Annotated in this window: 12 protein-coding genes; 5 read left to right on the plus strand and 7 right to left on the minus strand. The window is 71.6% G+C overall.

The genetic code is table 11. The features are described from left to right. The first annotated feature begins 19 nt into the window (after window positions 1-19). A complete protein-coding gene (locus tag ACZ4N4_RS29795) occupies window positions 20-625 on the plus strand; it encodes a GTP-binding protein (RefSeq protein WP_453563934.1) in 606 nt (201 codons plus the stop codon). A gap of 3 nt (window positions 626-628) precedes the next feature. Here ACZ4N4_RS29795 and ACZ4N4_RS29800 read toward each other — a convergent pair whose 3' ends face one another. Further along, window positions 629-1057: a PPOX class F420-dependent oxidoreductase gene (locus tag ACZ4N4_RS29800; protein ID WP_450764249.1), complete on the minus strand. Its 429-nt coding sequence runs from the start codon at window positions 1055-1057 to the stop codon at window positions 629-631. A 95-nt stretch (window positions 1058-1152) separates the two neighbouring features. Between ACZ4N4_RS29800 and ACZ4N4_RS29805 the strand changes: the two genes are divergently transcribed. Further along, complete coding sequence (locus ACZ4N4_RS29805; protein ID WP_453383530.1) at window positions 1153-1566, plus strand: roadblock/LC7 domain-containing protein; 414 nt, start codon at window positions 1153-1155, stop codon at window positions 1564-1566. 126 nt (window positions 1567-1692) lie between these two features. Beyond that, window positions 1693-2625: a DUF6397 family protein gene (locus tag ACZ4N4_RS29810; RefSeq protein WP_467594531.1), complete on the plus strand. Its 933-nt coding sequence runs from the start codon at window positions 1693-1695 to the stop codon at window positions 2623-2625. Here ACZ4N4_RS29810 and ACZ4N4_RS29815 read toward each other — a convergent pair. Further along, window positions 2562-3428: an acyl-CoA thioesterase gene (locus ACZ4N4_RS29815; RefSeq protein ID WP_360494390.1), complete on the minus strand. Its 867-nt coding sequence runs from the start codon at window positions 3426-3428 to the stop codon at window positions 2562-2564. The two genes, ACZ4N4_RS29810 and ACZ4N4_RS29815, sit on opposite strands and share 64 nt — an antisense overlap. 34 nt (window positions 3429-3462) lie before the next feature. Further along, on the minus strand, window positions 3463-5976 hold the full coding sequence (locus ACZ4N4_RS29820) for a DEAD/DEAH box helicase (RefSeq protein WP_453563943.1): 2514 nt from the start codon (window positions 5974-5976) through the stop codon (window positions 3463-3465). 145 nt (window positions 5977-6121) lie between these two features. Here ACZ4N4_RS29820 and ACZ4N4_RS29825 point away from each other — a divergent pair, with 145 nt between their 5' ends. Continuing rightward, window positions 6122-6916 (plus strand): metal-dependent hydrolase, encoded by a 795-nt coding sequence (locus ACZ4N4_RS29825; protein ID WP_453563945.1) that lies wholly within the window; start codon window positions 6122-6124, stop codon window positions 6914-6916. Between the two features lie 26 nt (window positions 6917-6942). Here the strand turns inward: ACZ4N4_RS29825 and ACZ4N4_RS29830 are convergent, their stop codons facing one another. The 4 genes from ACZ4N4_RS29830 to ACZ4N4_RS29845 form a co-directional block, all read right to left on the minus strand. After that, window positions 6943-7203 carry a type B 50S ribosomal protein L31 gene (locus tag ACZ4N4_RS29830; RefSeq protein WP_450764237.1) on the minus strand — a complete coding sequence of 87 codons (261 nt, stop codon included), beginning with the start codon at window positions 7201-7203 and terminating at the stop codon, window positions 6943-6945. Window positions 7204-7248: 45 nt separating this feature from the next. Beyond that, window positions 7249-7719 carry a DUF5709 domain-containing protein gene (locus ACZ4N4_RS29835; protein WP_360494381.1) on the minus strand — a complete coding sequence of 157 codons (471 nt, stop codon included), beginning with the start codon at window positions 7717-7719 and terminating at the stop codon, window positions 7249-7251. 195 nt (window positions 7720-7914) lie between these two features. Then, the gene (locus ACZ4N4_RS29840; protein ID WP_467594536.1) at window positions 7915-9696 is read right to left on the minus strand and encodes an ABC transporter ATP-binding protein; all 1782 of its coding nucleotides are present in this window, start codon (window positions 9694-9696) and stop codon (window positions 7915-7917) included. Next, window positions 9693-11576, minus strand: coding sequence for an ABC transporter transmembrane domain-containing protein (locus tag ACZ4N4_RS29845; RefSeq protein ID WP_467594538.1), 1884 nt, complete (start codon window positions 11574-11576; stop codon window positions 9693-9695). Before ACZ4N4_RS29845 ends, ACZ4N4_RS29840 begins: the two co-directional genes overlap by 4 nt. A gap of 262 nt (window positions 11577-11838) precedes the next feature. Between ACZ4N4_RS29845 and ACZ4N4_RS29850 the strand changes: the two genes are divergently transcribed. Then, window positions 11839-12552 (plus strand): L,D-transpeptidase family protein, encoded by a 714-nt coding sequence (locus tag ACZ4N4_RS29850; RefSeq protein ID WP_467595143.1) that lies wholly within the window; start codon window positions 11839-11841, stop codon window positions 12550-12552. Window positions 12553-12557 lie beyond the last annotated feature (5 nt).

Raw genomic sequence — 12557 nt, forward strand, 5'->3', positions numbered from 1 at the left:
CCTCACGAGAGAAGTGATCATGGTCTCCGAGCACTCCGAGCCCGCCGACGACGACACGTCGGCCATGGCGCTCAAGATATTGGTCGCCGGCGGCTTCGGCGTCGGGAAGACGACCCTGGTCGGCGCCGTCAGCGAGATCCGGCCGCTGCGCACCGAGGAAATGCTCAGCGAAGCCGGCCAGCTGGTGGACGACACGGACGGTGTGGACCAGAAGGTCACCACCACCGTCGCCATGGACTTCGGCCGCATCACCATCCGCTCCGGGCTCTCCCTCTACCTCTTCGGCACCCCGGGCCAGGACCGCTTCTGGTTCCTCTGGGACGAACTGTCGCAGGGAGCCCTCGGCGCCGTCGTCCTCGCCGACACCCGCCGCCTGGAGGACTGCTTCCCGGCGGTCGACTACTTCGAGCACCGGCACATCCCGTTCGTCGTCGCGGTCAACTGCTTCGTCGGCGCCCGGAGCTACGGCGCTCGTGACGTCTCCCGTGCTCTGGACCTGGACCAGGGCACGCCCGTGGTGCTGTGCGACGCCCGCGACCGGGACTCCGGCAAGGAGGTGCTGATCCGACTCGTCGAGTACGCCGGGCGGATGCACACCGCCCGGCTCCTCGACTCGGTGGGCTGAGCGTCAGCCCGTGAGGTCCTTGAGCGCCACCACTTTCTCCACGGTGACCCGGACCAGCAGCTCGCCCGGGACGCCGTTGCGGGCGCCGAACTCCTCCGCGCTGTCCTCTCCCATGTAACGGGCCGCGATCCGGGTGGCCCAGTCACGCAACGGCCCCGATTCCTCCGACAGCCGGGCGCGCCCGTTCAGCACCACGAAATGGAAGGGGGGCCGGTCGTCGTCCACGCACAGGGCGACCCGCCCGTCGCGGGTCAGATTGCGCCCCTTCACGGTGTCCTTGCCGGTGTTGAAGACCAGGTCGTCCCCGTCCAGCAGGAACCAGACGGGGGCCACGTGCGGGCTGCCGTCGGCGTTGACGGTGGACAGCTTGCCGGTGCGGGTGCCGTGCGAGACGAACGCCCGCCATTCCTCGTCGGTCATCTTCTGTGCCATGTCCCCATCCTCCTTGCCCGGACGCCGGTGGTGGGGAAGGCTGGCGGGGAGATCCTCCAGCCAGGGGGAGACGGCACACGGGGAGACGCTACGACATGGCGCAGAACCAGGGACTCGGCTGGCTGCTCGACGACCTGACCGAACGCGTGGAGCACGTACGGCACGCGCTGGTCCTGTCGAACGACGGGCTGGTGACGGGAGCGAGCACCGGCCTTCGCCGGGAGGACGCGGAGCATCTGGCCGCCGTCGCCTCCGGGCTGCACAGCCTCGCCAAGGGCTCCGGACGGCACTTCGGTGCGGGCCAGGTCCGCCAGACGATGATCGAGTACGACGACGCGGTCCTGTTCGTCACCGCCGCCGGAACCGGCAGCTGTCTGTGCGTGCTCAGCGGCGCGGAGGCGGACATCGGCCAGATCGCCTACGAGATGACGCTGCTCGTCAACCGGGTCGGCGAACACCTCGGCGTGGACGCCCGGCAGCCGGAGCGTTCCTCCACAGTGGACCTCTGACCTGCTGTTTCACCCTCTGTTGCGGAGTTGTCCACAGGCCCGCCAGGAGATCCGCCGGAGCGGCTACGGTTTTTCCACGGCGAGCGCATCCGGCGCGAGCCACCCGCTCCACGGGGGAGTACGACCATGGCCGGCACCACCATCGCCCGACCCCGCCCGCTCAGCTGCACGTTCAGCCGTGCCGCCCGTGAACTGGGCCTCAGGCGAGGCGAGTTCGACCTCGCGGTACATCTTGGCCGGATCCGCACAGTACCCGACGAGGGCGGCGGCGGAGGCCGGCGTGTCACCCGGGCCGAGATCGAGCGGCTCCAGGACCGGGCGGAGTCCCTCCGCGAGAGCGTGCGAGCCGTCGGTACGACCGAGGGCGCGGCCCTGATGGAGATCCCGGCGGGCAGGTTCACCCGCTTCGCGAAACTCGGCCTGGTGACCCCCGTGAACTGGTATCCGAACCGCTATCGGGCCGTGGTCTGGCTCTACCTGGCCGAGGAGCTACGGCGGTTCGCGGCCGACGAGAAGAACGCACCGCTGCTCACCGGCCGTACGCCCGAGGATTTGCGTGACCGGCTGAGGGCGGGAGCGGACCGGCGGGCCCGCAACTGGCGCGGACGCCACCGCGGTTTCCTGCTGAGGGAGGCGGACGGCCCGTGGGAGCGGGCCGGGGCGGTGGCCGGCTTTCTGGACCCCGAGGAGATCGACGAGGCTCTGACGGATCCTCACGAGCGCGCCTGTGTGAAGGCCCTCCGGCCGGCCCCGCCCGCCCACGGCACACCGGGCTCGCCAACCGCGCTGCTCGCCGAGGAACTGATGACGGCTGACGAGCCGGACGAGATCGACTGGTTCCGGAACGACCTGGCACGGGCCGTGGCGGAGGCCCGCACGTTCCGGCCCGCGCCCCGCCCTGCCGAGCAGCCGCACACCGCCGCCCCGCCATCGCCGCACCCGGCACCGGCCCGACCGGGGCGGCCGCGCGGCCTGCGCCGCTGGCTGCGTCTGCACTACAAGGCCCTGAACAGCCCCTCCTGGACGACCGACACCAGCAGCCGCCCCTCCAGGTCGTAGACCCGCCCGCGGGCCAGTCCCAGGCCACCCGTGGCGATGGGGGACTCCTGCTCGTACAGGAACCACTCGTCGGCACGGAACGGCCGGTGGAACCACATGGCGTGGTCCAGCGAGGCCATGTCGAAGTTCCGGGGCCCCCACAGCGGTTCGACGGGGACCCGCACCGCGTCCAGAAGGGTCATGTCGCTGGCGTAGGTCAGCGCGCAGGTGTGCACCAGCGGATCGTCACCCAGCGGACCGACCGCGCGCATCCACACCGCGCTGCGCGGCTCGGCGCCCGCTATCTCCTCGTGATTCCAGCGCAGCCGGTCGACATAACGGATGTCGAAGGGCTGGCGGCGCGCCATCCGCTCCAACTGCTCGGGCAGCTCGCCCAGATACTTGCGGATCTCCTCGGCGAGCGTCGGCAGCGACTCCGGGTGCGGCACCTCGCGGGCCGGCGGCAGCTGGTGCTCGAAAGCTCCCACCTCAGGCTTGTGGAAGGAGGCGGTCAGATTGAAGATCGTGCGGCCCTGCTGCACGGCGGTGACCCGGCGCGTCGTGAACGACCGGCCGTCCCGGATCCGTTCGACCTGGTACACGATCGGCACGCCGGGCCGGCCCGGTCGCAGGAAGTACGCGTGCAGCGAGTGGACCGGGCGGTCGCCCTCCGTGGTGCGGCCGGCGGCGACCAGCGCCTGGCCCGCCACCTGGCCGCCGAAGACCCGCTGGATGGACTCCTGGGGACTGCGGCCACGGAAGATGTTGACCTCGATCTGCTCGAGGTCGAGGAGGTCGACCAGTCTCTCGGCCGGGTTCGTCATGGGTGGGGTTCTCCTGAGGTCAGAACGGGCCGGGTCAGAGCTGGCCGACATCGGTGACGCGGACGACCGCGCGGCCCTCGGCGTCGGAGGCCGTCAGGTCGACCTCCGCGCTGATGCCCCAGTCGTGGTCGTCGTTCGGGTCGTCGAAGATCTGCCGGACGCGCCACAGCGCGTTCTGCGGCTCCTCCTGGATCACGAGCAGCTTGGGACCGCGCGCGTCGGGACCGGTGCCCAGGTCCTCGTACTCGTCCCAGTACTTGTCCATCGCCTCGCCCCAGGCGTCGGCGTCCCAGCCGGACTCCGCGTCCATCTCGCCCAGCTCGTCGACGTGGTCCAGGGCGGCCAGCTCCACGCGGCGGAACATCGCGTTGCGGACCAGGACCCGGAAGGCGCGCGCGTTGGCGGTGACCGGCTTGACCTCGTCGGCCTTCTCCTGGGCCTCCTCGGCGGTCATCTCCTCCGGGTTGGCGAGCTGCTCCCACTCGTCCAGCAGACTGGAGTCGACCTGGCGGACCATCTCGCCCAGCCACTCGATGAGGTCCTGCAGATCCTCGGACTTGAGGTCGTCGGGGATGTTGTGGTCCAGCGTCTTGTACGCGCTCGCCAGGTAGCGCAGCACGATGCCCTCGGTGCGGGCCAGCTCGTAGAAGGACACCAACTCGGTGAAGGACATCGCCCGTTCGTACATGTCCCGGATGACCGACTTCGGCGACAGCGGATGGTCGCCGACCCACGGGTGGCTCTTGCGGTAGGTGTCGTAGGCGTGGAAGAGCAGCTCTTCCAGGGGCTTCGGGTAGGTGACGTCCTGGAGGCGCTCCATGCGCTCCTCGTACTCGACGCCGTCCGCCTTCATCGCGGCCACCGCCTCGCCCTTCGCCTTGTTCAGCTGAGCGACCAGGATCTGCCGCGGATCGTCGAGGGTGGACTCGACGACGGACACCATGTCGAGAGCGTAGGACGGCGATTCGGGGTCGAGGAGCTCGAACGCGGCGAGGGCGAACGTGGACAGCGGCTGGTTGAGCGCGAAGTCCTGCTGGAGGTCGACCGTGAGGCGGACGATACGGCCGGTCGCGTCCGGCTCGTCCAGCTTCTCGACGATGCCGCCGTCGAGGAGCGAACGGTAGATGGCGATCGCCCGGCGGATGTGCCGCAGCTGCTGCTTGCGCGGCTCGTGGTTGTCCTCCAGCAGATGACGCATCGCCTCGAACGCGTTGCCCGGGCGCGCGATCACCGACAGCAGCATGGTGTGCGTCACCCGGAAACGCGACGTCAGCGGCTCCGGCTCGGAGGCGATCAGCTTCTCGAACGTGGTCTCCGTCCAGGCGACGAAGCCCTCCGGCGCCTTCTTGCGCACCACCTTGCGGCGCTTCTTCGGGTCGTCGCCCGCCTTCGCCAGCGCCTTCTCGTTCTCGATGACGTGCTCGGGCGCCTGCGCGACCACCAGCCCGGCCGTGTCGAATCCGGCCCGGCCCGCCCGGCCGGCGATCTGGTGGAACTCACGGGCGCGCAGCGTGCGCACCCGGTTGCCGTCGTACTTGGTGAGGGCGGTGAACAGCACCGTGCGGATGGGCACGTTGACGCCCACGCCCAGGGTGTCGGTGCCGCAGATGACCTTCAGCAGACCGGCCTGGGCGAGCTTCTCCACCAGCCGCCGGTACTTGGGCAGCATGCCGGCGTGGTGGACGCCGATGCCGTGCCGGACGTACCGGGAGAGGTTGCGGCCGAACTTGGTGGTGAAGCGGAAGTTGCCGATCAGTTCGGCGATCTGCTCCTTCTCCTCCTTCGAGCACATGTTGATGCTCATCAGCGCCTGCGCCCGCTCCACCGCCTGCGCCTGCGTGAAGTGCACGATGTACACCGGCGCCTGCCTGCTCTCCAGCAGTTCGGTGAGCGTCTCGGTGAGCGGGGTGAACTTGTACTCGTAGGACAGCGGTACCGGGCGGGTCGCCGAGCGGACCACCGAGGTGGGGCGGCCGGTGCGGCGGGTGAGGTCCTTCTCGAAGAAGGAGACGTCGCCGAGGGTGGCGGACATCAGGATGAACTGCGCCTGCGGCAGTTCGAGGAGCGGGATCTGCCAGGCCCAGCCGCGGTCGCCCTCGGCGTAGAAGTGGAACTCGTCCATGACGACCTGGCCGACGTCCGCCTGCTTGCCGTCGCGCAGGGCGATCGAGGCGAGAACCTCGGCGGTGCAGCAGATGACGGGAGCGTCGGAGTTCACGGAGGCGTCGCCGGTGAGCATGCCGACGTTCTCGGTGCCGAAGATCTTGCACAGCTCGAAGAACTTCTCCGACACCAGCGCCTTGATCGGCGCCGTGTAGAAGGTGACCTCGTCCCGGGCCAGGGCGGCGAAGTGCGCGCCCGCGGCGATCATGCTCTTGCCGGAGCCGGTCGGCGTCGACACGATCACGTTCGCCCCGGAGACCGCCTCGATCAGCGCCTCCTCCTGGTGGGGGTAGAGCGTGAGACCGCGCTCCTGAGCCCAGGACTCGAAGGCTTCGTACAGGGCGTCGGGGTCGGCGGTCGGCGGCAGTCGATCGATGAGGGTCACGCACCCATCTTGCCTGGCCCGACCCCCGAGGGGGGAATCGGCTGCGAGCCCGAAGATCAAGAGCCCTATGCTGTGTCGCCGACGGAGCGTCATCGCACCCGGTCAACTGGACAGCGGCACACGAGGAATGGGGCGCACAGCGGCCATGATGGGACCAGCTCACTCACTGTCGGGAGCCGCCGCCTGGCTCGGCGTCGGAGCCGCGGCCGCCGCGGCCGGGCACGGGATGCCCTGGCCGGTGCTCCTGGTCGGGGCGCTGATCTGCGCCGGCGCCGCGCTCGCCCCGGACCTCGACCACAAGGCCGCCACCATCTCGCGCGCCTTCGGACCGCTGTCGCGCTGGCTCTGCGAGATCGTCGACAAGATCTCCTACGCCGTCTACAAGTCGACCCGGAAGCCGGGCGACCCGCGCCGCTCCGGCGGCCACCGCACACTGACCCACACCTGGGTATGGGCGGTGCTGATCGGCGGGAGCTGTTCCGCCGCGGCGATCCTCGGCGGCCGCTGGGCGGTGCTGGCGATCCTCTTCGCACACATGGTGCTGGCGATCGAGGGCCTGCTGTGGCGGGCCGCCCGCGGCTCCAGCAGCGACGTGCTGGTGTGGCTGCTCGCGGCGACCAGCGCCTGGATCCTGGCGGGCGTCCTGGACAAGCCGGGCAACGGCTCCGACTGGCTGTTCACCCAGCCCGGCCAGGAGTACCTGTGGCTGGGGCTGCCGGTGGTGCTGGGGGCGCTGGTGCACGACATCGGGGACGCCCTGACCGTCTCCGGCTGCCCGATCCTGTGGCCCATCCCGATCGGCCGCAAGCGCTGGTACCCGCTGGGCCCGCCGAAGGTGATGCGGTTCCGCGCGGGCAGCTGGGTCGAGCTCAGGGTGCTGATGCCCGTGTTCATGGTGCTGGGCGGCATAGGCTGCGCGGCCGCACTGAACGTGATCTGACCGCAGGGGCCCCAGGGGTTCCAGGGTCAGCCGGCCTCTCCGGAGCCACCTCCGTAGCGCCGCTCGAACGCGGCGACACGGCCCTCGGTGTCCACCGTGCGGGCCTTCCCCGTGTAGAAGGGGTGGCTCTCGGAGGAGATCTCCACGTCGACCACCGGGTAGGTCTCGCCGTCGTCCCAGTCGATGGTCTGGTCGCTGGTCGCGGTGGACCGGGTCAGGAAGGCGTATCCGGCGGCGCGGTCGCGGAAGACCACGGGGTGGTAGTCGGGGTGCTTGTCCTGCTGCATGGCGGCTCCTCGGACGGGGCGTTCGGGCAGGGACGGCCGGGGTGCTCAGCCGTAGGCGGTGTCCTCGTCGACGATGTGCATCGCGGCCTCCTCGGCGGAGGCCCCGGCGCCGTCGATGCCGACGTCGGTGGCGACGAGACCGTTCTCGTCGTCCTCGTGCGCCCCCTCGTCGGGCGCCACGAGGCGGCCGGAGCGCAGATCGCCGACCTCGTTGTCCAGGAGTTCGCCGTCGCTGCCCTGACAGTCGCCGATGCCGTCGCCGTCGGGCGCGGCCGGATCGGGCAGCTCCTCGGCGAGCCGCTGGTCCAGGGTCTCGCCCCGGTGGCCCTCCGCCGCGGTGACCCCGGTGTGCTCCACGGCCCACGGCCGCTCGGGCGGGGACCAGCCCCGGTCCAGGGGATCGCTGACGCCGTCGGACTCCAGGGTGTCCTCCACGTCGAGAAGTCCCGTGTCCTCGCGGATCTCGGATCCGTCGGGCTGGTAGACGTCGTCCCCCCATCCGTCGGCGGTGGTCACGGCTACCTCCAGGGGGTGAGGCGGCGGTCCGAGGGGCGGGCCGCCGGCACGCTCGGCACGGGCTTCACGCGCCGCGAACCCTCCGGTTCCCGGCCCGTCCCCGAACCGGTGCCGCTCTCCAGCCTTCCACCCCTGCTCGTACCCGCGCAACGGCACGGGGCGCGACCTGCGGCGCGCACCCCGTGCCACGGCCGGTCACCCGTGCCACGACCGCCACAGCGCCGCGTAGGCGCCGTCGGCCGCCACCAGCTCGTCGTGGCTGCCGAGCTCGCTGATCCGGCCGTTCTCGACCACGGCGATGACATCCGCGTCATGGGCGGTGTGCAGCCGGTGCGCGATGGCGACCACGGTGCGGCCGTCGAGGACCCGGGCCAGGGACCGTTCCAGATGGCGGGCCGCGCGCGGGTCCAGCAGCGAGGTCGCCTCGTCCAGGACGAGGGTGTGCGGGTCGGCCAGGACCAGCCGGGCCAACGCGATCTGCTGGGCCTGCGCCGGGGTCAGCGTGAGGCCCCCGGAGCCCACCTCGGTCTCCAGACCCTGCTCCAGGGCCCGCGCCCAGCCGTCCGCGTCCACCGCGCCCAGGGCCGCCCACAGCTCGGCGTCCTCGGCGCCGGTCCGGGCGAGCAGCAGGTTGTCGCGCAGGGAGCCCACGAAGACGTGGTGCTCCTGGTTGACGAGGGCGACATGGGAGCGGACCCGTTCGGCGGTCATCCGGGACAGCTCGGCGCCGCCGAGGGTGATCCGGCCGTCGCGGGGCGCGTAGATCCCGGCGAGCAGCCGGCCCAGGGTGGACTTGCCCGCACCCGAGGGCCCGACCAGGGCCAGGCGGGTGCCGGGCGCGACCTCCAGGGAGACCCGGCGCAGCACGTCGACCCCCGGCAGGTAGCCGAAGCGGACCTCGTCCGCGTGCACCGCACGGCCCTCGGGGGCCAGCGAGGCGTCACCGGCGTCCGGCTCGATGTCCCGGACGCCGACCAGCCGGGCCAGCGACACCTGGGCGACCTGGACCTCGTCGTACCAGCGCAGGATCAGGTTCACCGGCTCGACGAGCATCTGGGCGATGAGGGCGCCCGTGGTCAGCTGGCCCACGTCGAGCCGGCCGTCGAGGACGAGGGCGCCGCCGATCATCAGTACCGAGCCGAGCACGGTGGTGTGGGTGGCGTTCATGGCCGGGAACAGCACCGAGCGCAGCCACAGCGTGTAGCGCTCCCACGCCGTCCACTCCTTGACCCGGCGTTCGGACAGGGCGATGCGCCGGGCACCGAGCCGGTGTGCCTCGACGGTGTGCCCGGCGTCCACGGACTCGGCGAGGGCGGCGGCCACCGACGCGTACCCGGCGGCCTCGGAGCGGTAGCCGGCGGGCGCCCGCTTGAAGTACCAACGGCAGACGATCACCAGGATCGGCAGGGCGAGCAGCACGGCCGCGGCCAGCGGCGGCGCAGTGATCACGAGGCCGCCGAGCAGCAGCACCACCCACACGACGCCGATCGACAGCTGTGGCACGGCTTCCCGCATGGCGTTGGCGAGCCGGTCGATGTCGGTGGTGATCCGGGACAGCAGATCACCGGTGCCCGCCCGCTCCAGGACGCCCGGCGGCAGCCCGACGGACCGGACGAGGAAGTCCTCGCGCAGGTCGGCCAGCATCCGCTCGCCGAGCACGGCGCCCCGCAGCCGTACCTCGCGCACGAAGACGGCCTGGACGGCCAGCGCGAGCACGAACAGGCCGATGGTCAGGCCCAGATGGAGGTCACGGGCACCGTCCGACACCCGCTCGATCAGTCCGCCGAGCAGGTACGGGCCGACCATGGAGGCGATCACGGCCACGGTGTTGACCAGGACGAGGACGGAGAGGGCCCGGCGATGCCGGCGGAACAGTTCGGCCACGTAGGCGCGCACGGTCGAGGTGGCGCCGACGGGCAGGGTGGTGGCCGTGGTCGGGGCCGCCGGGTCGTACGCCGGTGGTGCGACACCGATCATGCGCTTTCCTCGATCTCTTCCAGCGCGCCGCCTCGCAGCGCGGCTTCCTTCTCCTCGGGCGTGCCGCCTCGTAGCGCGGCCCCTGTCTCCTTGAGCGCGCCGCCCCGCAGGGCGGCGTCCCCGTCCCTCGTCTTCCGGAGGGCGGCTTCGTCGTCCGTCTCCCGGGTCACCACCGCCCGGTACCGGGGGTCGGTGCGTACCAGTTCGCGGTGCACGCCGACCGCCTCGACCTCGCCCTCGTGGACGAGGACCACCCGGTCGGCCCGGTCGAGCAGCAGCGGCGAGGAGGTGAACAGCACGGTCGTACGGCCGGACCGCACCTCGCGGATGCCCTCCGCGATCCGCGCCTCCGTGTGCGAGTCGACGGCGGAGGTCGGCTCGTCCAGGACGAGCACCTCGGGGTCGGTGATCAGCGACCGGGCCAGCGCGAGCCGCTGGCGCTGGCCGCCCGACAGCGAGCGGCCCCGCTCGGTGATCCGGGCGTCCAGCGGGTCGGTGACGTCCAACGAGCCCTGGACCAGGGCCTCCAGGACGTCCGCGCACTGGGCGGCGGCCAGCGCCTCCTCGGCCCGCACGGCGCCGGAGGCCGGCACGTCGAGCAGTTCGCGCAGCGAACCGGAGAGCAGCACCGGGTCCTTGTCCTGGACGAGTACCGCGGTGCGGGCGGTCTCCAGGGGCAGCTCGTCGAGCGGTACACCGCCGAGCAGCACGGAGGCGGCGGCCTCGGCGGGGTGGCCTCCCAGCCGTTCGGCGAGGTGGCCGGCCGCGTCGGGGTCGCCGCAGACCACGGCGGTCAGCCGGCCCGCGGGCGCCAGCAGACCGGTGTCCGGGTCGTACAGGTCACCCTCAGGCACCGCGTCCGCGCGCGAACCGCCGGTGTCGGTGGCCCGCTCCAGGGAGAGCACCCGGGCGGCCCGTTTCGCCGAGGGGCGCGAGAAGGAGTACGCCATGGCGATCTCGGTGAAGTGCTGCAACGGGTAGTTGAGGATCATGACCGAGCTGTAGACGGTGACCAGTTCACCGACGGTGACCCGGCCCTGCCGGGCGAGGTGGACGCCGTGCCAGACCACCGCGATCAGCAGCAGCCCGGGCACCAGCACCTGGATCGCGGCGATCAGGGACCACATCCGGGCGCTGCGCACGGCGGCCCGGCGCACCTCCTGGGAGGCACGGCGGTAGCGGTCGAGGAAGAGGTCCTCACCGCCGATGCCGCGCAGCACCCGCAGCCCCGCCACGGTGTCCGAGGCCAACTCGGTGGCCCGGCCGGCCTTGGCGCGCTGGAAGTCGGCGCGCCGGGTCGCCCGGGGCAGCAGCGGCAGCACGGCCAGCGCCACCAGCGGCAGTCCCGCGGCGACCACCCAGCCGAGTGCGGGCTGGTAGAAGAGCAGGCCGACGCCGACCACGACGACCGTCAGGGCGGCGGCGGTGAACCGGGAGACCGCCTCGACGAACCAGCCGATCTTCTCGACGTCGCCGGTGGAGACGGCGACCACCTCGCCGGCCGCCACCCTCCGGGTCAGCGCCGAGCCCAGCTGGGCGGCCTTGCGGGCGAGCAGTTGCTGGACGCGGGCGGCCGCGGTGATCCAGTTGGTGACGGCGGCCCGGTGCAGGAAGGTGTCGCCGACGGCGATGGCCGCACCGCACAGCACGAGCAGAGCGCCCGTCAGCGCCAGACGGGTGCCGGAGCGGTCGACGACGGCCTGGACGGCGAACCCCACGCAGAAGGGCAGCGCGGAGACGGCCACGAAGTGCAGCAGTCCCCAGGCCAGCGCCTTGAGCTGGCCACCCAGTTGGTTCCGCCCGAGCCACCACAGGAATCGGGGACCCGAACGTGCGTCCGGCACGCCCGGATCGGAATACGGAAGATCTTGAATTTGCATGACGTCCCAGCGGCTCGTGTCGGCGGGAAGGTGGCGACAAGCCGTGAAAGGTTCGCGTCGGAGCGTGGTCGAAATCAAACGGTTTTCCCGGACGGTCGGTGAAATCCGCCGGCTTCCGGTCAGGGGCTCGCCGCCCAACACGCGGGCCTTTGTTCGTAAAGTCAGTCAATGTGCCGATATGTGATGTCAGGATGGCCGGGTGCAGATCAAGAGCGTTCGGTGTGCGACGGTCGTGACGGCGGTGGCCTCCGCGACCGTCCTGATGGCCCTGGCCGGCTGCGGGGGACCGGAGAACGGCGGCGGTGCGAAGAACGGAGTGTCGGGGTTGCCCGGCGCAGCCGTCCGGGCGAGCAGGGTCCCGCAGCCTTGGCCGGCTGTTTCCGTCGGCGACCCGACCGCGCTGCCCGGCGTCGGCGAGCGGCTGCACGCGGAGATCCCCGCCGACTCCGGCCAGGTCCTGGCCGTGTACGGCGAGGGCGACGACTCGGCCGACGCCACGGCCGTGCTCTACAGCCGGCGGGACGACGGCTGGCACCCGGTGGGCAGCTGGCCCGCCCGCAACGGCCGGAACGGCTGGACCACCGACCACTACGCGGGCGACGGACGCAGCCCGGTCGGCGTGTTCACCGTCACCGACGCGGGCGGTGTGCTCCCTGACCCGGGCACCCGGCTCTCCTACACCCACGACGAGACGGCCTACGCGCCCCCGTCCTACTGGAGGCCGGCGTACCGGCACGACTTCGACTACGTCATCGCCATCGACTACAACCGGCTGCGAGGCGCACCGCCGCACGACGCCACCCGCCCCTGGGGAGCCGAACGGGGCGGCAAGATCTGGCTGCACCTCGACCACGGCAGCGGCACCTCGGCCTGTATCGGCCTCTCCGAGGAGGCCATGCGGGTCCTGCTCCGCACGCTCGACCCGGACCGCGATCCCGTCGTGGTGATGGGAGACCGGGCGGACCTGCTGACTTAGCGCGA

The organism is Streptomyces sp. NPDC026538, assembly GCF_055567535.1.

Bases quoted from the DNA above. Each gene is read 5' to 3' on its own strand.
- ACZ4N4_RS29815 (WP_360494390.1), bottom strand. From the start codon at position 3,428: ATGACGAACCCGGCCGAGAGACTGGTCGACCTCCTCGACCTCGAGCAG.
- ACZ4N4_RS29825 (WP_453563945.1), top strand. From the start codon at position 6,122: ATGATGGGACCAGCTCACTCACTGTCGGGAGCCGCCGCCTGGCTCGGC.
- ACZ4N4_RS29850 (WP_467595143.1), top strand. From the start codon at position 11,839: ATGGCCCTGGCCGGCTGCGGGGGACCGGAGAACGGCGGCGGTGCGAAG.
- ACZ4N4_RS29795 (WP_453563934.1), top strand. From the start codon at position 20: ATGGTCTCCGAGCACTCCGAGCCCGCCGACGACGACACGTCGGCCATG.
- ACZ4N4_RS29845 (WP_467594538.1), bottom strand. From the start codon at position 11,576: ATGCAAATTCAAGATCTTCCGTATTCCGATCCGGGCGTGCCGGACGCA.
- ACZ4N4_RS29800 (WP_450764249.1), bottom strand. From the start codon at position 1,057: ATGGCACAGAAGATGACCGACGAGGAATGGCGGGCGTTCGTCTCGCAC.
- ACZ4N4_RS29810 (WP_467594531.1), top strand. From the start codon at position 1,693: ATGGCCGGCACCACCATCGCCCGACCCCGCCCGCTCAGCTGCACGTTC.
- ACZ4N4_RS29840 (WP_467594536.1), bottom strand. From the start codon at position 9,696: ATGATCGGTGTCGCACCACCGGCGTACGACCCGGCGGCCCCGACCACG.
- ACZ4N4_RS29830 (WP_450764237.1), bottom strand. From the start codon at position 7,203: ATGCAGCAGGACAAGCACCCCGACTACCACCCCGTGGTCTTCCGCGAC.
- ACZ4N4_RS29805 (WP_453383530.1), top strand. From the start codon at position 1,153: ATGGCGCAGAACCAGGGACTCGGCTGGCTGCTCGACGACCTGACCGAA.